This window comes from Microseira sp. BLCC-F43 (assembly GCF_041929235.1).
In the GTDB taxonomy this organism is placed as follows: Bacteria; Cyanobacteriota; Cyanobacteriia; order Cyanobacteriales; family Aerosakkonemataceae; genus Microseira.
On the sequence record NZ_JBHFNP010000235.1, the window covers coordinates 21,664 to 40,347 of the forward strand.

The following is an 18,684-nucleotide window of genomic DNA, read 5'->3' on the forward strand; positions in this document are numbered from 1 at the left end:
TTTCACTGTTTCAGTACAAAAATTACCATTTTATATAAAAAATTATACCATTAGTCGTATTTTAATTAAGTATTTTTACTAGGTAAATTTGCTTCACAAAATAACCATCGTAAAAATACTGAATTATTAAAATTGTTGCCATTGATAAATCAATAAAATCATGGAGGCAATTCATATTGTATAAAACTATAATTGAATTAAATAGATTTTGAAGTAAACCTGTAGAAAAGTCAAAGAATATTACTATTTTGAAAAAAAAGTATATGATTAAGAACCAAAAACTTGCCGAAACCATGACTGACAATCCTGCTCAAATAATTATTAAAGATAGACGGGAATACAATAGCTGGGTGGCGAGTGAAACTCTAGAAGATTATGCCCTGCGCTATACGCCCAAATCTTTCCGCAAGTGGTCGGAGTTGCTGGTTGCCAATACAGCGATGGGAGGAATTTCTTTTTTAGCCTTAGAAGCGATTGGGGGATCAATAGCCATCAGCTATGGCTTTGCCAATTCCTTCTGGGCAATTGTTGTTGTGGGCGCGATTATTTTTCTGGCGGGTATCCCGATTTGTTACTACGCCTCGAAATATAACATCGATATGGATTTGCTAACGCGAGGCGCGGGATTCGGTTACATTGGCTCCACGATTACTTCGCTAATTTATGCTTCGTTTACGTTTATATTCTTCGCCCTAGAAGCCGCGATTATGTCCCAGGCGCTAGAGCTATATTTCCACCTGCCTTTGGCAATTGGTTATATCGTTTGTTCTTTAATTATTATTCCCTTGGTATTCTTTGGGGTGACTCTGATTAACCAGATCCAACTCTGGACGCAACCCCTGTGGTTAATTTTGATGATTGCCCCTTATATTTTTGTGCTATACAAAGAGCCAGCCGCACTCTCTAATTGGTTCAACTTTGCCGGTAAATCGACTAGCGGTGCTGGTTTCGATCCGCTGTTGTTTGGTTCGGCGGCTACCGTATCTTTTTCTTTAATTGCCCAACTGGGAGAGCAAGTAGACTATCTGCGTTTTCTACCCGATAAAACAGCAAAAAATCGCAATCGCTGGTGGCTGGCTGTGATTTTAGCAGGTCCTGGCTGGATTATTTTGGGGGGAGCCAAACAGTTAGGCGGCGCTTTTCTAGCCTCTTTAGCTGTAAGTCATGGGGTCAGTTTTACCAAAGCAGTCGAGCCAATTCAAATGTATCTAGCTGGGTTTGAAGCGATATTTTCAAATCCAGCAATAGTTTTAACTGTTGGCACGCTGTTTGTGATTATTTCTCAGATTAAAATTAACGTCACCAATGCTTATGCAGGTTCCTTAGCTTGGTCAAACTTCTTTTCCAGAGTGACGCACAGCCATCCGGGACGAGTGGTATGGCTGGTTTTTAACGTAGCGATCGCGCTGTTGATGATGGAACTCGGTGTCTTTGCTACCCTGGAGAAGGTTTTGGGACTGTACTCCAATGTAGCGATCGCTTGGATTGGAGCCTTGGTGGCTGACTTAGCAATCAATAAACCCCTGGGAATCAGTCCCTCGTATATCGAATTTAAACGCGCTTATCTCTACAACATCAATCCGGTGGGATTTGGCTCCATGCTTGTAGGTTCCCTAGTTGCGATCGCCGCCTTCGTTGGTGTATTTGGCCCTGTTGCTCAAGCCTACTCTCCTTTCATCGCCCTGGGTTTAGCCTTTATTTTAGCTCCAATTATCGCCATTTTGACTAAAGGCAAATACTACATCGCTAGAGAAAATCTTTTGCTCAAAAATACAATTGCTCATTCCCTAAAATGTTCAATTTGTGGAGCGGAATACGAACCACAAGATATGGCTGATTGTCCAGTATATGACGGTCACATTTGCTCTTTATGTTGCAGTTTAAACAGTCGATGCCACGATATTTGTAAACATTCAAAACTTACCAAAAACCGGCTAAGTAAAATCCAGATAAAAAATATTTTGCTCCAAAAAATATCTCCGCATATGGGATTAAGAATCTTAAAATTTATCGGAATTTTTTCGTTATTATCAGTCACAGTAGGAGCCTGTTTAGGAATAATTTATTATCAAGAAATTTGGCTCTCTCCAGAAATTGCATTCCTGGCGAATGCGCTTTTAGGAACATTCCTCAAATTATATGCTGCCTTGCTAGTTTTGATTGGGATTGGCACCTGGTGGTTAGTGCTGGCGCAGGAAAGCCGCGAGTTAGCAGAAGCAGAACTCGACAAGCAAAATCTCCAGATGCAACAAGAAATTATAGAAAGGAAGAAGACAGAAATTGCCTTGCGGAAGTCTGAATCAAAACTGATCAAGCAAGCCAAAATTCTCCAGGAAACCTTGCACAACTTGAACCAGACCCAAGCGCAACTGATTCAAACGGAAAAAATGTCCAGCCTCGGTCAATTAGTGGCGGGTGTTGCTCACGAAATTAATAACCCAGTCAACTTCATTTATGCCAATATCACTCATGTAAAAGAATACAGTAATAACCTGCTTGATTTAATTAAATTGTACCAAGAATACTATCCAAATAGAAATTTAAAAATTCAAGATTTACAGTCAGAAATAGATCTGGAATTTTTGCGGGAAGATTTACCGAAAATACTTGATTCTATGAAAGTAGGAGCCAACCGCATCCGCCAAATTGTCTTGACATTGCGAAACTTCTCGCGCTTAGATGAAGCCGAAATGAAGCCGGTGAATATCCATGAAGGCATTGATAGCACGCTGTTAATTTTGCAGCATCGTCTCAAAGCCAAACCCGAGCGAGGCGAAATTGAAATTATTAAAGCATACAGCGATTTACCTGCGGTCGAATGTTATGCGGGCAAGCTCAACCAGGTGTTTATGAATATCTTGAGCAATGCCATCGATGCTTTAGAAGAAAGGGAAAAGGAAGCGGCAAAGGAAAAGCAGTCTCTCGCTTCTCCCTGCGTGCGGATTACGACTGAAATTATTGACAAAGATTGGGTCAGAATTAGCATCAAAGATAATGGAATAGGAATTACCGAGATAGTGAAATCTCGACTGTTCGATCCCTTTTTTACCACCAAACAAGTCGGTCAAGGAACCGGATTGGGATTATCCATCAGTTATCAAATTATTGTCGAGCATCACCGCGGTAGGTTGCGGTGTCTATCCACACCAAAAAAAGGAACGGAGTTTCAGATTGAAATTCCGATTCGGCAAAGTTAAAGGCTCTCTCGTACTTAGGGTGATAAATTTATAGAGTAGTGCGCGGTTACCCTGCGTCTTTAGACGCAGGGTAACCGCGTAATATCTTGTCCGTTAGCATCGGACTTATACAGTTAATTGTGTTTACGGTGTGGGTTTTACCAATCAATCGGTGGCACATGATATACAGCGGATTGCTGTTTTATGAGGTACACCGAAGGACAGCAGTCTGCGGGCTGCCATTTTTGCGGCCGCTACACTTGCCTTGCGCCATAAGGCTTTCCCTGACTCACTTGCAATCGGCTGTATATGGACTCTGCGTCAGTCCTGGGAGATCGAGATCAACAGAATCGCCCAACTGGGTGTAGGCAAACAGCCAATCTCCATACAAGAATTAATATCAAGTAGGGGGAGTTTTACCAATAACTCCTCTCAGCAACAGATAAATCAACTAAACCCGCCTCTACCGACGCGATCGCGAGTGCTATGACTTGATATGAGCGGTAGCGCTGCGACATCAGTAGCTAAATTAGGAATATCTATATTATGTGGAAAACACTTAAACAATTCTACAAAGCCTTTCAAGCTTACAAAAAATCAGAGATGGGAGATTTTGCTTTGCTTAAATTCGATGCGATCGCTTCAATCTACCCTCCAGAAATTATCTCCGAATTGCAACCCTTGGCAGGATATCACCCCCGAATCGATCTGGAGGAATTAAGCCGATATCCTCAAGGCACTTTGGGGCGAGAATATGCCGAACATATGAAAGCGAATCATATCCAACCACTCAACATCAGTCCCGAACTAGAAGAAGTTGCCAGACGCAACGCCTTCGTCCTCCGCTATATTGTCACCCACGATATTTTTCACGTCTTGCTCGGATTTGATACCAGCTATGCTGGAGAAATGGGCGTCCTGGCTTTTAATGTGGCACAAAATTCTAGCCAATTGCTGAAAATAAGCTTTTGGCTTGCCAGATTTCTCTATCCTATCTTCGCTCCCTGGCAATTTAAAGCTATTTCCGCTAACCTTAAAAAAGGACAAGCAATGGGAAAAAAAGCTGATTTTCTGTTAAGTTACCGTTTTGAAGAACATTGGTCAGAACCGATTGATCAGGTCAGAAAGCGCTTGGGATTGCCCTCTCTCTCATCCCGAATTCTAGTTAATGTCTAAATCCGCAGTCTTAGAAATGTTGCAGTTCTACTACAATCCTTTGGTAAATCTCAAGGCGAGCAAAAGATGAATCAGAAAAACTCAGAAGAAAAGAGTATTGGCAAAGTCATTGGCATAACAACGCTTGCTGTTGGGGTATTGCTTGTCATCTACATGATGCGGTATTTCTGATGGCTATACTTAGGGTGTTTGACATTTATATACAGGACTGACACGCATATTCCGGATTTGTCTGAAAAATCGTCGCTTTAGAACTAGAGATATACGCTCCAAACCCGGTTTCTAAGAACGTCGTGCGTAAGTCCTGATATATTCACCCAAACCTACAGTTTTAACTCACAATCAAGGAGAAAAAATCATGGTTATTCTGAAAGAGAAAGAGCCAAATACACCAGTTAAGAAAATTCCAGAAACATCCGTTCCCAGGTGGCGGCAAACTATCAATGGAATTACCCGCCCCATGTATTATCTGGAAAAAACACGACAAGAATATGGGGACATTTATTTAGTTAAATTTGCCGGGTTTCCCAACCAATTAGTTATCAGCGATCCCCAAGCAATTCAGCAAATTTTTACAGCCGATCCCAAGCTGTTTGATTCGGGTTCTGGAAATCAGATTACTGAACCTTTAGTAGGGCCAAATTCATTGATATTGCTAGATGGCGATCGCCACATGCAACAGCGCAAGGTTTTAATGCCGCCTTTTCACGGCGAACGCATGAAAGCTTACGGTCAGGCGATCTGCGAGATTTCTCAACAAGTCACTAACGAGTGGAAAATTGGGGAAACTTTTGTTGCCCGTCCCGCGATGCAAGAGATTTCTTTGCAAGTGATTCTTCGCACCATTTTTGGATTAAAGGAAGGCGAGCGATATCAACAAATCAGAAATATTTTAACCGCGATGCTGGATTCTTTTAATCAGCCTTTAAGCGCAATCTTTCTCTTCTTTAAATCTCTGCAATTCGATTTAGGGCCTTGGAGTCCTTGGGGCAACTTTATCCGAAAAAGGGCATTGCTTGATGAACTATTGTACCAAGAAATTCGGGAACGTCGCGCTCAACCGGAATCTTGGGGTGAAGATATTCTGAGTTTATTACTATCTGCTCGCGATCAAGCAGGTCAACCAATGACCGATGTGGAATTGCGCGATGAATTGATGACTATGCTATTCGCAGGTCATGAAACAACAGCAACTGCTTTAGCTTGGGCTTTGTATTGGATTCATTACCTGCCAGAAGTGCGAGAAAAGCTGCTGCAAGAACTCAATTATATCGACATTGATAACGCAGAGCCGATGGAGATTGCTCGGTTGCCTTATTTGAATGCGGTCTGCTCAGAAACGCTGCGGATTTACCCAATTGTTTTCTTTGCTTTACCGCGAATTTTGCTAGATCCGATGCAGTTAATGGACTACAATTTACCAAAAGGAACGATGCTGTCTATCTGCATTTATTTGACTCACCATCGCCCGGATATTTATCCAGAACCGAATCAGTTTAAGCCAGAGCGATTTTTAGAACGGCAGTTTTCTCCCTATGAATATTTGCCGTTTGGCGGCAGCAATCGTCGCTGTCTGGGAGCGGCATTTGCCATGTTTGAAATGAAATTAGCACTGGCAAATATCTTATCTTGCTGTTCGCTGGAACTGGCAGAAAAAAGTCCTTTAATACCCGTCCGTCGCGGCATTACATTTGCACCCAAAGGCGGCGTGCATTTGACTTTGAAAGCGCGAAAGTAACTAATAACCAGAACCCCGACTTTTATAATAATTCGGGGTTATAGCTATGCTTAGATTTTGCACCAGTTCCTTAGCGAGGCAGAGCCTCGTTGATCTCGTTCCCAGGCTGGAGCCTGGGAACGAGTATAGCGGCACCCTTAAGGGTGCCGCTATACAAACTAAGCCCGTCTGCACGGGCTATTAATTTACAAAAAATCAATTGTATTCTATTAAGTCACAATCCGCTATAAATCAGAAGTCGGGGATTTTTCACTTGACAAGCGTCCATTCTAAGAGTTTAATGGGCGCTTGTTGAAGTGCTTCTGTTAGTTCTTGATTAGATTCAAATTTGACTTGATTGAGATAGCAAGCTTCGACGTTGACGGTGAATTGTTTGTCCTCAAAAGGCCAAGGAATAACCCTAATGCTGCCATCGCTTTCTTGCTTAATGTCGTAGCGATCGCCATCAGGTCCAGTGCCAATTTCTAAGGCACGTTCCCCTGCCGGAATCTCGCGCTTGCATAAGATTAAAGAGAGGCGATATGCCTCCGGCACGCTGCGCGAACGCACCACTGAAAAAATGCATAAGCTGCTTCAGCTTCCTGTTTTGTAATCCCCAATTCTTTACGCCATTTTTCTTGATTTTCTAGTTGCTCATCCAGAAAAATATCCAATTCCGGCGACTCTCCCCGCTTGCCTTCATTCAAAAAGCTCATGTGCATCGAAATTAGCATCGCCACCCACCTTCCCCGGTAGCGAGCATTATTAGTGAATTCTTTTAGGTTTTTGATGTCGCCGGTTTTAGTAGCGAGGGTAAAATCTAACGGCGCACCGGCGGGAGTGAGGTGATTACCTTCCCATTCTTTTTCTACATCGTCGTGGTGGGAAATCGCCGCCACGGTTTCAATGATGCGTTGGGGACGGTCTTTTTTATTCCAGTTACCCGCGATTTGTGCTGCTAGTAAAGCGTGGGCGCGGTGGTAAATAATTTCCCATCCGTTCTCGTGTTGATTAGCAATCACTAAAGAATCATCCTCCTTGCTTGAAATACCGAATTTGGTATGCCAATTGACACCTAAATATGAGGATAATCTTCGGTCAGATTTGGCAAAAGTAACTTAGGGCAGACATGCTTGCCTATCTTAAGAAAGATACTCTTAGCGTCTATGACAGTAAACTCAGATCTTCCATCAAGGGAGGTGGAACCTCCCTGAATTCGTTCCCAGGTTGAACCTGGGAACGAGAAAAACGAGAAAACACTCAGATCCCCGACTTCTCGAAGAAGTCGGGGATCTACCTTACTCAGGACTTACGCACGACGAGAAAAGAAACAAAGGTGAGACCTTGATCTCTGGTTGCCAAATCAACGATTTTTCGGAGAAACCGGGTTTCTTTACGTCAGTCCTATTACTGTTGAAAACAAGCCGTCAGTGCGATCGCCAGTGCATCCGCCGCATCATCTGGCTTGGGAATATAGTCTAAATTCAACTCGTGGGCGACGGCTTGTTGTACCTCTTGTTTATCTGCATTGCCCATTCCCGTTAGCGCCTGTTTCACCTGGGCGGGTGTATACTCGACAAACGGGACGCCGTGCTGAGCTAAAACTAGCATAATCACGCCCCGCGCTTGGGCGATCGCAATCGTGTTACCCATGCGATAAAAAAATAGTTTCTCAATCGCCACCAGATCGGGTTGCCATTCCTGCATCAGGGTGTGCAGATCGTCGTAGATCGTGCGGAGTCGTTCCCCCATTTCGGTATTGGCTTCGGTTTTAATCGCACCAAAATCTAGCGGTGTAGGGCTTTGTGGCATTTGGCAGCGAATCACCCCAAACCCTAACACAGCCAGCCCCGGATCTAATCCCAGAATTCGCTGCTCCATAAAAATTTCAGTGTACTACCTTGGCGTGAAATACTTTATCCCAAGTGGGTGGGTACAATAAGGTCGTTCAATCTGATCGGCAATCGTTGAAAAAAACCCACATATAGACTGTCAAGGGATGAAACTTGTTCTGTACTGGCTCAGGGTTGATAAATATGGCAAAACTTTGCTAACAAATACCTAATCAAACCGCGCTGAGAACAAAAATGCGACTCGCAGCTGGGTTCAAAAATATATATCATACATTGTTCTGGCGATCCTGGTGAAGTACCGGGCGCTGATGCTCCGCATACAGCACGGACTTCCGGTCTCCTCTGCCGTTGCCACGTTAGGGACATCCTACAGGATGTGAGGAACCCAATCCGATGATGGTCTTACACAGCATCTCTGGTGCTTGCGAACCTTTATCCAGTCATTGCCAGAACCCCGGCAGCAACTCGCCTGCCGCTGGTCGAAAGCTTTCTGTTTGTAAAACTTCTCTTGGTCTTATGCCATCGCCGCCAGCTGGAGAAATTCCTTCCCAGATCTACCGATTTTTCTGCGGCAAGAGTCGTCACTCTACTTCAGAATTAGCCTGTCTGTTCGATCCGGTCAGGCGGGCTCGAGACCATCTGTATTATAACTCGAACCCCTTGCAAATTGGCAGTTTCGGGGGCATTCACCCAGACTCAACAGCGTTGGGGGTCTGTGTATCCCGACGCTGACCGTTCTCTTGGCGGGACGAACATCGCCCCCAAACCCCCATTTAGTTAAATTCACCACCCCCGGATTGATCATGTCAATTGGTATATTCAAACAAGTTCTACTCCTCCTGTCTCAGGAGTCGCGCCTAGCCTGGGGTTTTAACCCCAGGACTCCCCGGCGATTTAACCGATGGTTTAAGTGGTTAGCGCCCGGTTTGTTAGTCAAACGCTGGTTGCTGATCAGTGCTAGCGGCGTGCTGCTGACAAGTCTGGGAGTGGCGATATGGGTGAAGCTAACGCCCACCTATCGCCTGATTCAGTTCACGATCGAAGTTGTAGAGAAAATTGCCGCGATCGTTCCCAACTATATCAGCGGGCCTATAGTGATACTCTGTGGCGTGCTGTTGATTTTATGGGGGCAAACCCGCAGCCTGGGTTCAATCACAGAAGTTCTCAAGCCAGGGGGAGATGACGAACTGATTGACATGCTGCTGGCGCATCGCCGGTTAAATCGGGGTCCGAAAATTGTAGCGATTGGCGGCGGTACGGGGCTTTCGACGCTGCTGCGGGGATTAAAGACTTACAGCGGCAATATAAGCGCCATTGTCACCGTAGCGGACGATGGCGGCTCCTCAGGACGCCTGCGGCGGGAAATTGGAGTTTTGCCGCCAGGGGATATTCGCAACTGTTTGGCAGCGTTGGCAGATGAGGAAAAGTTATTAACCGAATTGTTTCAATATCGGTTCAAGGCAGGGGATGGTTTAACGGGTCACAGTTTTGGTAACCTGTTCCTGACGGCGATGAGCGAAATTACCGGCGATTTAGACCGAGCGATCGTCGCTAGTTCCAAAGTTCTAGCCGTGCGGGGGCGAGTGTTACCGGCGACCCTCTCAGATGTGCGTTTGTGGGCAGAATTAGCCGACGGACGCCGCATTGAAGGCGAGTCGAATATTACAGAAGCCAAAGGCAGCATTGTGAAAATTGGTTGCACACCCGCCAATCCACCCGCGTTACCCAAAGCGCTCAAGGCGATTCGGGAAGCGGATTATATTATTATCGGGCCGGGAAGTCTTTATACCAGCGTGATTCCGAATTTGTTGGTGCCGGAAATTGCTAGTGCGATCGCCCAACGGCAAGTCCCCCGCATCTACGTCTGCAACGTCATGACGCAACCGGGAGAAACTCAAGGATACACCGTTGCCGACCACATCAAGGCCATCGATCAAGCCTGCGGACAGCGGTTATTTAACGCCGTCCTCGTGCAGCGGAAAGTCCCCTCTGCCAAAGCCCTGATCCGCTATGCTCAAGAAAATTCCTATCCCGTGCGCCTAGATCGAGAAGCAGTAGGACAATTGGGGCGTCGGATCGTTCTATCCAACGTCATGGATGAAGATGAAAACACAGGTCTAGTCCGTCACAATCCCCAAAAACTAGCTCGCGTTCTCCTGCGATGGTATGGTCGCGCTCAAACCGGCTAATTGCTAATGGCTAATAGCTCTTACAATTAGCCATTAGCTATGAGCCATTAGCCATGAAACTAGAGTCCAATACAATTGTTTTGCCTGATGCAGAAGCGACGCGCGAACTCGGTCGCAATTTAGCTCAATCCCTCCCACCGGGTAGTGTCATTTTATTAGAAGGAGACTTAGGTAGCGGTAAAACTACCCTAGTTCAAGGTCTTGGGGAGGGATTGGGCATAAAAGACCCCATCGTCAGTCCCACGTTTACCTTAATTAACGAATATCCAGAAGGACGCATCCCGCTTTATCACCTAGATTTATACCGCTTAGAACCCAAAGAAGTTGAAGCATTGAATCTAGAAGCTTATTGGGAAGGCATTGAATTTCCGCCAGGAATAGTTGCCATAGAATGGGCAGAAAGATTACCCGATAAACCTAATAATTATATCAAAATTTGTTTGACATATCAAACAGATGGCAGCCGTCTAGCTCACTTCACTACCATAGGATAATTTAAAATGGAAATTTATCAGCTACAACAGCGGAACTTTTCTGGAATCCCATCGGTCAATTCTGGGAGTTCAAATCAAAATTCTGAGGGTAAGTCTATGAAGAAGATGTTACTTAGTGCTGCCAGCTTGTTGGCTATTGTTCAGGTAACTGCGGCTTATGCCTGTAGTTGTCTCCCCAGGACTCCTCAACAATATTTTGAATCTGCTCAATCAGTGTTTGCAGGACGAGCAATCGATATTATTCAGCGAAATCCTGATTCAGAAGTTCGAGTTATATTTGAAGTGTCCAGGATTTGGAAAGGTCAAAAAAGACCGCAAATCGTTGTTATGACATCTAATTCCAGTGCTAGTTGTGGGTACTCTTTTCAAAAAACAGAACAGTACCTCGTTTATGCTTCTAGGCAGAAGTCTCAGTTAGAAACGGGGTTGTGTAGTGGAACCAAACCTCTTTCTATGGCTCAACAAGATTTAGCTGTTTTGGGTGAGGGAGAAACACCACGTCCTGGAAGATAGTTAAGCTAGTAGGGTGCGTTAACGCAGTGTAACGCACCATTGCCTTATACTTGGTGTCCCTGCATCAGTCCTATCAGATAAATAGACTAGGTGACACTTTAAAATAATCCCCAAGTGCTTTGGCTTGTGCCTTGCTAATCGAACGCTTGCCATTTACAACTTCGGAGACTACGCCGCTAGATCCGATAATACCTACTAAGTCAGCTTGGCGAGTTCCACTGGCTTCCATAATATGTTGCAGAATTTCATGAGGCGTCGATCGATCCATTGGATAATTCTGTGCCTCATAAGCTTCAATCAATATCACCAGCAACTTGAGTAAAGCACGCTCCTCTAAAGTACGATTTTTCTTAAAGGTTAGCTGCTCTGCCACTGCCAAAGCACGTTCGTACTCCGCTTCCGTCTCAATCGCTACGGGAACAACTTCAGCCAGTAGATTGCGATAAATAGTTTGGTCAAAAGTAAGGGTCATTTTTCCATTTACCTTTGTCGTATTCACCATGTGTTATAAAATATTTGTAGTAAACTACTTGCTCTTCATAGTCGATGCCAACAATCAGGCGATAGTCATTGCCTTTAATGTTGAAGACAGTAAAATTTCCCACCGCTTCAGCATCGCGGTAAATCTTACGAACGTCCTCCAAGTTCTGCCATTCCGCATTCTTGACGGTTGCGTACCAGTCATCAATTTGCTTTTTGACATCGGGGTACTGGGCAACATCAGTTCGGATGTGGCGAATTGAAATCAGATGCATTGTTTGTCGGTTTTCTTTTCATATGTTTTGACCAAAAAAATTGATTAACTCTCGCGTACTTAGAGTGTAATACCATTGCAGGTACGGGAGAGGCAATCAATTTATAGCGGATTGCAAATGATTGAGTTAGAGCCACTAGGCTTTGTTTGTCAAGCGCGCAGCATTAATGCTGCCGCTATGCAAACAGTCGCCGTAGCTCATATGGCTGCAAACCGCTATATCTCTTATTCTCTCAAAATGAGAGGCATTTGTCAAGCTGAAAGGTTGGACACCAAGATTTTGATTGGATATCAAGCATCAAACGTTAATGCTTGACCTCTTACTTCTGTATTCAATTTACCGCGTTCGTAAGCAACCTGACCGCCGACAATAGTATAAACGGGCCATCCGGTTAAATTCCAGCCTTCAAAGGGACTCCAGCCGCATTTTGTCTGTAATTCTGCGCGCAAAACCGGGTGGTAATTATTCAAGTCTACAAGAACTAAATCGGCATCGTAACCAACTGCGATCGCTCCCTTTTTCGGTATCCCATAACCCTTCGCCACAGCAGTAGACATCCAATTTGCCACCTGTGCCACCGTACATCTTCCCTGCATTGCCTGAGTTAGCATTAGCGGTAAAGATGTTTCCACTCCAGGCATCCCAGAAGGAGAATTGGGGTAAGGCTGGGCTTTTTCTTCTAAAGTATGGGGCGCGTGATCCGTGGCGATAAAATCAATTACACCATCGAGTAAAGCTTGCCAAAGGACTTCGTTATCGTGGTGCGATCGCAATGGCGGATTCATTTGCGCCAAAGTACCGATTTTCTCATAAGCATCGGTATTTAATAGCAAGTGTTGCGGCGTTACTTCACAAGTCACCCAAAGCGGTTTATCCCTACGCATTAACTCGGCTTCTTCCGCCGTGGACATGTGTAAAATATGCAGCCGTCGCTGATATTTTTTCGACAATTCCAGCGCTAATTTAGTCGCATTTAAAGCCGCTTGATTATCCTGAATTTGAGAATGAATCGCCGTCGCGGTAATGCTGGCAAATTCTTGCCGTCGCTGGTTAATTCTGGCTTGATCTTCCGCGTGAACGGCAATTAAACGCTTTCCGTTAGCAAAAATAGCTTCGAGGGCTGTTTCTCGATCTACTAATAACGCGCCGTGCATCGACCCCATAAAAATTTTAATGCCGCAGGTCGGGTTGGCTTCTACCAGATCGGGTAAATTTTCCGCCGTCGCCCCGATAAAAAAGCCATAATTAACCAAGCTCTTCTGGGATGCCCGTTGCAGCTTGTCATCTAACGCTGCTTGGGTGGTGGTTAAAGGGCGGGTATTGGGCATTTCTAGGAACGAGGTTACGCCGCCTTTGGCACAGGCGCAAGAAGCGGTAAACAAATCTTCCTTGTGTTCCAGTCCAGGTTCGCGAAAATGTACCTGCGGATCGATGACTCCTGGCAACAAAGTTAAACCTTTTGCATCTATTTCCCGATCTGCCGTTGCGCTTACTTCTGGGGCGACTTCGAGGATGATGCGATCGCGCACCAGCACATCTCCCAGCAGATACTCACCGTTGGGTAACAGAATTCGGGCGTGGCGGATTAATAGGGATTGATTATGGGGCATAGGAGCAATTTTTGTTTAACATGAGCGCGAGCTTGATTATCTCCTGTTATTCTAAAGACATGTTAGATTAGTTTGACACTGCCTAAACTTTTAGCTGTTAGCTCAAGCTGGCGGGCAAGCTTTGCGATCGCTCTCTAACTCACCTAATATTATTGTTTAGGAAAGCACCAATCCCCGCGTTGCTTTCCATTACGTTAAAATCTACATGAGGTAGCCAGCGGGATACTAAATGACTCGCGTGCAAAAACAAGTTCCAGATAAACCCAACGAAAACTCCGATAACGCCTGGTTAGAAGCTGTCAAGACGATCGGATTAAGTGCAGTATTGGCTTTTGGCATTCGCACCTTTGTGGCGGAAGCGCGTTACATCCCCTCCGGGTCGATGTTACCAACGCTACAGATTAACGACCGCTTAATCGTTGATAAGATCAGCTATCGGTTTAACGATCCTCAGCGGGGAGATATTGTGGTATTCATGCCACCCCAGAAGGCTGCTAGTTGCTTTAGTAACTTTTCCGACCCCAATCCAAATAATAATAATTGGGCTGACTCGTCCCCAGATCCGACCACCCAGAATAATCCCAAACTCAAGGATGCCTTCATCAAGCGTGTAGTTGGGCTACCCGGTGACAAGGTCGAGGTTAAAGGCGAACAGGTTTTTATTAACGGTCAAAAGTTGCCGGAAAAGTATATCGATGCCCCTCCCAGCTACCAGTTTGGCCCGGTTAACGTACCTCCGAAGTCTTACTTAGTCTTGGGTGATAATCGTAACAATAGCTGCGATAGTCATTTCTGGGGGCCGGTTCCCCGCGACAATATTATTGGTAAGGCAGTGGTTCGTTTCTGGCCTCTCAATCGCATGGGGGGACTGACTCCACAACCGTTGTATCCTGGTAAATAGTCAGTAGCCCAGAGTTAACTGCTAATGGCTAATGGCTAATGGCTAATTGTTAATTGCTAGCTTGGCGCCAGGTTTGCAGGACGCGACCTTTGAGTTGTTGACCCAGCCAAGGTGTATTGCTAGAAAGGGACTTCAAGGTTTGTTTCTCGACTGTCCAAGTTTGTTGGGGGGCAAATAAGGTAATTTCAGCGGGTTGATTGGGTGCGACGCTAGCGGGTATTTGCTTTAAACACTCGGCAGGTTGCGTACTCAAAGCCCGCCACAATTCTATTGCCGACCATTCGCCAGTTTCTACTAAATTTTCCCATAGCAAGGCCAAGGCTAATTCTAAACCGATTGCCCCTGGGGGAGCTTCCCCGAAGGCGACGGTTTTTTCTTCGTAGCTGTAGGGGGTATGGTCGATGGCGATCGCATCCAATATCCCCTCTTTCACCCCCCGCCGCAATGCCACCCGGTCGCAGCGATTGCCCAAAGGTGGTTCAACATTTAGGGATGTATTATAAGTTATAACTGCTTCTGTGTCAAGCAGTAAATGCATCCAAGTTGTACTGGCGGTGACGGGTAAACCGCGTTGTTTAGCTTGCTGAATTAACTCGACGCCGCGAGAGGTAGAAACGCGCATGATGTGGACGCTCGTGCCGATGGCTTCTACCATTTCTAGTAAAGCAGCGATCGCAGAAGTTTCGGAAATTACCGGATTACCAGGCAAACCATAGACAATGGAATGAGAGCCTTCGCGCATGACACCATTGCCTGTAAGCTGGCGATCGCAACACCATAAAGCCACTGGTTTTCCCCAGGGGTGCAAATATTCCAACAAGCGACGCACTAGCGCTAAATTGGATAGGGGTTGACCATCGGCAAAACCCACTACTCCAGCAGATGCCAATTCTGCCAATTCGGTCATTTCCTCTCCCTTTGCGCCCAAGGTTAAAGCGCCCCAGAAGTGGAGAATAGGGGCAGGGGAGAGGGGGGGATATAATTTCTGTAACCTTGATAGTGTTGCTGGATTGTCTATAGCTGGTGCAGTATCGGGTAAGATGGCAAGGCGGGTAAAACCTCCAGATGCGGCGGCTTGACTCAGAGAGATTAAGGTTTCCCTTTCTTCAAAACCAGGTTCTCCAGAATGACTGTAAAGATCTACCAATCCTGGCCCTAATATTAATCCCCAACAATCGCGTACCGATGTATCGTGAGGCCAGTGGTAAATTTTATCTTCAATCGCTTGAATTACACCGTCTGCAATTAGAACATCAGCAACTCGATCCGTTCCAGAGAGCGGATCTAATGCTCTTACTTGTTGAAGTAGTTCGTTCATTGCTGATTGCTGATTGCTAATTGCTGATTGCTGATTGTTTTAGCAGCTATTAGCGATTAGCCATTAGCCATTAGCTGCTTTTATTTGCCACTGCCAATTATATTACAATGCCCCGGCTGCGGTTTTATCTAGGATACTGCCGCTGAGGTGAATGGTAATATTCATTGCTTGTAGAACCGGGTATCCTGCCACACCTTTGGGATAATCGATAACGGTGACCGAGCCATTGCCTTGCTTAAAGTTCCAGAAATGTTCTGGTTCCAAGCCGAAAAGATGACAAAGAATCGCTTTGTTAATCGCGTCGTGAGCTACAACTATACCAGTTTTGGGTTGTTGGCTGAATTCGGTAACAATGGCATTCCAGGATGCGATCGCGCGCGACCAAACTTGTTGCAAATTTTCCCCTTCGGGCATTTGAACCGTTTCCGGTGCGACTTGCCAGTTTTTCAGCAAACCGGGATATTCTTGCTCAATTTCCGCTTCTAATTTTCCTTCCCAAAGCCCGTGACTAATTTCCTTTAATTCCGGCTGCAATTGCAATTCTACATCTGGGTGATATTGCAAAATAATTTCAGCGGTTTCTTTGGGACGTAACATCGGGCTAGTTCTAGCAAAATCAATCGGAATATCCTTGAGAAACTCAGCTGCCCGACTCGATTGTTCTCGCCCATTATCGTTTAAGGGTACATCAATTTGCCCCTGAAATTTCTTTTGACGGTTCCACTCAGTTTCCCCATGACGCACAAGCAACAAACGCGGCCCCTTGTGACCCGGTCGCGGCTTGGGTAGGATATCTCCTAAATGAGCCGTTTGATTCATCGACTCTAACTGTACGATATCCCCCAAACCACCGGCGAAATTTAAGACATTAATGCCGCAGTTGGATTGTTGGATCGAATGATAGCGTGCTGGAGGAATTCCAATTGCGGTACTGAGCAAAGCGCGATTAATCCCGTTATGGGCTACGACTAAAATAGTCTGTCCTGGATGGCGGGATAAAACATCAGTCCAGAATTGCTTTGCTTGCTCGAAAAGCGCTAAAACGGGAAAATGCGTTCTAGTTCCCTCTGGCGTTGAAACCTGCATTTGCAGTTCGTGGGGACGTTCTTGCCAACAGCGATACTCTTCGGGAAAATTGTCCTTAACTTCTTGCTTGTACAACCCCTCCCACAGCGGCAGATCGATTTCCATCAGATTATCTGCAACCTGTAGCGATGGCACATTTGATGATTCTAAACTCGATAGAATCGTCAGAGCCGTTTCTTTCGCCCGTTGCAGCGGACTGGAGTAAGCGGCATTAAAAGTTATACCGCTGAGTGCCTTCGCGACTAAAAGCGCGGTAGCGCGGCCTGCATCGGTTAAAATCGACGCATCGAGACGACCTTGGATGCGCTGCTGTTGGTTGTAACTGCTTTGCCCGTGACGGACAAGAATAACGCGGGTAGCCAGGGTAGTATCCTCCGCAAACAATAGGAGAGGGGTCTGGAAAGATTTTACCTTGTTTGGGCGACGCCACTGAATGGGAGACTTCCCATAGACCGATTAGGATAAAATTCCCTTGCAGCTACAACCCTTGATAATGGAAGCACAACCCAGGGATATTCAACGTTACGTGACACCAGATGGGAGAATTCCTTTCGATGAATGGTTTAATTCGCTTCGGGATACAAAGGCACAAGTTAAGATTGACACAAGGCTGAGGCGAGTCAGCAAAGGTAATGTGGGAGATTATCGTTCGGTTGGTGAAGGAGTTTGTGAATTAAGAATTAACTATGGCCCTGGCTATCGGGTTTATTTTGGACAAGTAGGAGCAACAATTGTGCTGCTCCTTTGTGGAGGAGATAAAAGTACTCAAGAGCAAGACATTCGCACCGCTCAGGAATATTGGGCAGATTATAGGAGTTAAGACAATGCCTAAAAGTGTAAGCTACCGAGAGTCCCTGATTGCACGTCTCAAAAACCCTGAATATGCTGCAGGCTACATCGAAGCTATTTTGGAAGAAGAAGATCCAGAACCAGATCTGCTCAAAGATGCCCTTCAAGATGTAGCCCTTGCACTTGGAGAAATCAATCTGCCAAAAGAGCAAGCTAAGCTTCATTTGGAAAAATTAGAGCGTATTCTTTCGGTGGAAGGAAGTGCTGAAATTTATAACTTGGCACTTTGGCTGGATCAACTGGGATTAAAGTTAACGGTTACAGTTAAATCAGATAATTCAGATAGTGGGCATAGAGAGCGCGAACAACTCCCAGAGATCGCAACCTAGCTGTCTTCCTCTCCATTTTCCAGATATAACCAAACGAATTCTTTAGCAGCATCCGGGTTCAGTACTTTCAATGCTTTCTTAATCGCAAATACCGCCTCAGCCGAAGGATCTCGTTCTTCACTCACCCAACGGCTAATGTTCGAGCGATCAATCTCCATTGTTGCCGCCAATTGATATTGACTGATGTCGTATGCCGCCAACACCTGTTTGAGGGCTTTACCTGCTCTTCCCATGCTCCCGATTGTGTCAGAGAGTCTTGCTCTCGTAAACGATGCTGATTGTCACCCAATGCAGTACACTGGAAATAGTTGCTAATCGTCAACTATTTCTACCAATCTGGTCAACCGCTATGATTAAAACCAGGCTTTTTACTGCCAAAGATGTCCAAGAGATTCCCCCATCGCCCGCCTTACAGCTAACTCCTGCGCCTACTGAACCAGACCGCGAACCTGTGCTGATCCTAGTCATTGGCTCAGCGAAGGGAATTGACAAAATTGTTCACGCGCTGTATAAATGTCGCTTTGCCGAAGTCAAAGAATGGTCGAAGCTGTTACCTGCCTTTACTCCCGGCAAGCTAATGCGAAGTTTGATCCGCCATGTTCTTGTGGATTAAACCCAGAATCAGCGCTTGCATCGCAACTACAAACTTTAAATTCAATGTGCCAGTTGCGTAAATCCTGTGTTTGTAGGGTGCGTTAAAGAAGTGTAACGCACCATT

19 protein-coding genes are annotated in these 18,684 nt (G+C 45.5%); 10 read left to right on the forward strand and 9 right to left on the reverse strand.

From position 1 onward, the window contains the following. Positions 1-263 precede the first annotated feature (263 nt). The 3 genes from ACE1CM_RS31865 to ACE1CM_RS31875 all read left to right on the forward strand — a co-directional run bounded on the left by ACE1CM_RS31865 (position 264) and on the right by ACE1CM_RS31875 (position 6,090). Positions 264-3,197 carry an ATP-binding protein gene (locus tag ACE1CM_RS31865; RefSeq protein WP_374882886.1) on the forward strand — a complete coding sequence of 978 codons (2,934 nt, stop codon included), beginning with the start codon at positions 264-266 and terminating at the stop codon, positions 3,195-3,197. A gap of 525 nt (positions 3,198-3,722) precedes the next feature. Then, positions 3,723-4,352 carry a Coq4 family protein gene (locus ACE1CM_RS31870; protein ID WP_374882887.1) on the forward strand — a complete coding sequence of 210 codons (630 nt, stop codon included), beginning with the start codon at positions 3,723-3,725 and terminating at the stop codon, positions 4,350-4,352. A 358-nt stretch (positions 4,353-4,710) separates the two neighbouring features. Then, entirely contained in the window at positions 4,711-6,090 is a 1,380-nt protein-coding gene (locus tag ACE1CM_RS31875; protein WP_374882888.1) for a cytochrome P450, read from the forward strand. Positions 6,091-6,339: 249 nt separating this feature from the next. On the opposite strand, the gene ACE1CM_RS31880 is transcribed toward ACE1CM_RS31875, so the two are convergent. From ACE1CM_RS31880 to ruvC, 3 genes are all read right to left on the reverse strand, one after another. After that, positions 6,340-6,639, reverse strand: a complete 300-nt coding sequence (locus tag ACE1CM_RS31880) for a DUF3891 family protein (RefSeq protein ID WP_374882889.1) — start codon at positions 6,637-6,639, stop codon at positions 6,340-6,342. Next, positions 6,597-7,091 (reverse strand): DUF3891 family protein, encoded by a 495-nt coding sequence (locus ACE1CM_RS31885; RefSeq protein WP_374882890.1) that lies wholly within the window; start codon positions 7,089-7,091, stop codon positions 6,597-6,599. Before ACE1CM_RS31885 ends, ACE1CM_RS31880 begins: the two co-directional genes overlap by 43 nt. 385 nt (positions 7,092-7,476) lie before the next feature. Next, positions 7,477-7,950 carry a crossover junction endodeoxyribonuclease RuvC gene (ruvC, locus tag ACE1CM_RS31890; protein WP_226581398.1) on the reverse strand — a complete coding sequence of 158 codons (474 nt, stop codon included), beginning with the start codon at positions 7,948-7,950 and terminating at the stop codon, positions 7,477-7,479. A gap of 775 nt (positions 7,951-8,725) precedes the next feature. Here ruvC and yvcK point away from each other — a divergent pair. From yvcK to ACE1CM_RS31905, 3 genes are read left to right on the forward strand one after another with little or no spacing between them, the layout of a single operon-like run. Further along, entirely contained in the window at positions 8,726-10,111 is a 1,386-nt protein-coding gene (yvcK, locus tag ACE1CM_RS31895) for a uridine diphosphate-N-acetylglucosamine-binding protein YvcK (protein WP_374882891.1), read from the forward strand. A 53-nt stretch (positions 10,112-10,164) separates the two neighbouring features. Next, a complete protein-coding gene (gene tsaE / locus ACE1CM_RS31900) occupies positions 10,165-10,605 on the forward strand; it encodes a tRNA (adenosine(37)-N6)-threonylcarbamoyltransferase complex ATPase subunit type 1 TsaE (protein WP_374882892.1) in 441 nt (146 codons plus the stop codon). A gap of 6 nt (positions 10,606-10,611) precedes the next feature. Beyond that, positions 10,612-11,118 carry a hypothetical protein gene (locus tag ACE1CM_RS31905; RefSeq protein ID WP_374882893.1) on the forward strand — a complete coding sequence of 169 codons (507 nt, stop codon included), beginning with the start codon at positions 10,612-10,614 and terminating at the stop codon, positions 11,116-11,118. 73 nt (positions 11,119-11,191) lie between these two features. Here ACE1CM_RS31905 and ACE1CM_RS31910 read toward each other — a convergent pair whose 3' ends face one another. From ACE1CM_RS31910 to ACE1CM_RS31920, 3 genes are all read right to left on the reverse strand, one after another. Continuing rightward, positions 11,192-11,590: a type II toxin-antitoxin system HigA family antitoxin gene (locus tag ACE1CM_RS31910; RefSeq protein ID WP_374882894.1), complete on the reverse strand. Its 399-nt coding sequence runs from the start codon at positions 11,588-11,590 to the stop codon at positions 11,192-11,194. Then, a complete protein-coding gene (locus tag ACE1CM_RS31915; protein WP_374882895.1) occupies positions 11,574-11,873 on the reverse strand; it encodes a type II toxin-antitoxin system HigB family toxin in 300 nt (99 codons plus the stop codon). Before ACE1CM_RS31915 ends, ACE1CM_RS31910 begins: the two co-directional genes overlap by 17 nt. Before the next feature lie 290 nt (positions 11,874-12,163). After that, positions 12,164-13,483, reverse strand: coding sequence for a dihydroorotase (locus ACE1CM_RS31920; protein ID WP_374882896.1), 1,320 nt, complete (start codon positions 13,481-13,483; stop codon positions 12,164-12,166). Between the two features lie 229 nt (positions 13,484-13,712). Here ACE1CM_RS31920 and lepB point away from each other — a divergent pair, with 229 nt between their 5' ends. Then, a complete protein-coding gene (gene lepB / locus ACE1CM_RS31925) occupies positions 13,713-14,384 on the forward strand; it encodes a signal peptidase I (RefSeq protein WP_374882897.1) in 672 nt (223 codons plus the stop codon). A 49-nt stretch (positions 14,385-14,433) separates the two neighbouring features. On the opposite strand, the gene ACE1CM_RS31930 is transcribed toward lepB, so the two are convergent. Beyond that, positions 14,434-15,702: a dihydroorotase gene (locus ACE1CM_RS31930; RefSeq protein WP_374882899.1), complete on the reverse strand. Its 1,269-nt coding sequence runs from the start codon at positions 15,700-15,702 to the stop codon at positions 14,434-14,436. 102 nt (positions 15,703-15,804) lie between these two features. Continuing rightward, positions 15,805-17,151: a histidine phosphatase family protein gene (locus ACE1CM_RS31935; protein ID WP_374882966.1), complete on the reverse strand. Its 1,347-nt coding sequence runs from the start codon at positions 17,149-17,151 to the stop codon at positions 15,805-15,807. A 130-nt stretch (positions 17,152-17,281) separates the two neighbouring features. On the opposite strand from ACE1CM_RS31935, the gene ACE1CM_RS31940 reads away from it, so the two are divergent. Both ACE1CM_RS31940 and ACE1CM_RS31945 read left to right on the forward strand, forming a co-directional pair. Further along, a complete protein-coding gene (locus ACE1CM_RS31940) occupies positions 17,282-17,608 on the forward strand; it encodes a type II toxin-antitoxin system RelE/ParE family toxin (protein ID WP_374882967.1) in 327 nt (108 codons plus the stop codon). A 4-nt stretch (positions 17,609-17,612) separates the two neighbouring features. Beyond that, a complete protein-coding gene (locus ACE1CM_RS31945; protein ID WP_374882901.1) occupies positions 17,613-17,966 on the forward strand; it encodes a DNA-binding protein in 354 nt (117 codons plus the stop codon). Here the strand turns inward: ACE1CM_RS31945 and ACE1CM_RS31950 are convergent. After that, entirely contained in the window at positions 17,963-18,199 is a 237-nt protein-coding gene (locus ACE1CM_RS31950) for a helix-turn-helix domain-containing protein (RefSeq protein WP_374882902.1), read from the reverse strand. The genes ACE1CM_RS31945 and ACE1CM_RS31950 overlap by 4 nt on opposite strands. Before the next feature lie 116 nt (positions 18,200-18,315). Here ACE1CM_RS31950 and ACE1CM_RS31955 point away from each other — a divergent pair, with 116 nt between their 5' ends. Further along, positions 18,316-18,579, forward strand: a complete 264-nt coding sequence (locus tag ACE1CM_RS31955; RefSeq protein WP_374882903.1) for a peptide ABC transporter substrate-binding protein — start codon at positions 18,316-18,318, stop codon at positions 18,577-18,579. Positions 18,580-18,684 lie beyond the last annotated feature (105 nt).

Coding starts and splice junctions, on each gene's coding strand:
- ACE1CM_RS31945 (WP_374882901.1), top strand. CDS start 17,613: ATGCCTAAAAGTGTAAGCTACCGAGAGTCCCTGATTGCACGTCTCAAA.
- tsaE (WP_374882892.1), top strand. CDS start 10,165: ATGAAACTAGAGTCCAATACAATTGTTTTGCCTGATGCAGAAGCGACG.
- ACE1CM_RS31910 (WP_374882894.1), bottom strand. CDS start 11,590: ATGACCCTTACTTTTGACCAAACTATTTATCGCAATCTACTGGCTGAA.
- ACE1CM_RS31950 (WP_374882902.1), bottom strand. CDS start 18,199: ATGGGAAGAGCAGGTAAAGCCCTCAAACAGGTGTTGGCGGCATACGAC.
- ACE1CM_RS31915 (WP_374882895.1), bottom strand. CDS start 11,873: ATGCATCTGATTTCAATTCGCCACATCCGAACTGATGTTGCCCAGTAC.
- yvcK (WP_374882891.1), top strand. CDS start 8,726: ATGTCAATTGGTATATTCAAACAAGTTCTACTCCTCCTGTCTCAGGAG.
- ruvC (WP_226581398.1), bottom strand. CDS start 7,950: ATGGAGCAGCGAATTCTGGGATTAGATCCGGGGCTGGCTGTGTTAGGG.
- ACE1CM_RS31905 (WP_374882893.1), top strand. CDS start 10,612: ATGGAAATTTATCAGCTACAACAGCGGAACTTTTCTGGAATCCCATCG.
- ACE1CM_RS31870 (WP_374882887.1), top strand. CDS start 3,723: ATGTGGAAAACACTTAAACAATTCTACAAAGCCTTTCAAGCTTACAAA.
- ACE1CM_RS31865 (WP_374882886.1), top strand. CDS start 264: ATGATTAAGAACCAAAAACTTGCCGAAACCATGACTGACAATCCTGCT.
- ACE1CM_RS31940 (WP_374882967.1), top strand. CDS start 17,282: ATGGAAGCACAACCCAGGGATATTCAACGTTACGTGACACCAGATGGG.
- ACE1CM_RS31920 (WP_374882896.1), bottom strand. CDS start 13,483: ATGCCCCATAATCAATCCCTATTAATCCGCCACGCCCGAATTCTGTTA.
- ACE1CM_RS31955 (WP_374882903.1), top strand. CDS start 18,316: ATGATTAAAACCAGGCTTTTTACTGCCAAAGATGTCCAAGAGATTCCC.
- lepB (WP_374882897.1), top strand. CDS start 13,713: ATGACTCGCGTGCAAAAACAAGTTCCAGATAAACCCAACGAAAACTCC.
- ACE1CM_RS31875 (WP_374882888.1), top strand. CDS start 4,711: ATGGTTATTCTGAAAGAGAAAGAGCCAAATACACCAGTTAAGAAAATT.
- ACE1CM_RS31930 (WP_374882899.1), bottom strand. CDS start 15,702: ATGAACGAACTACTTCAACAAGTAAGAGCATTAGATCCGCTCTCTGGA.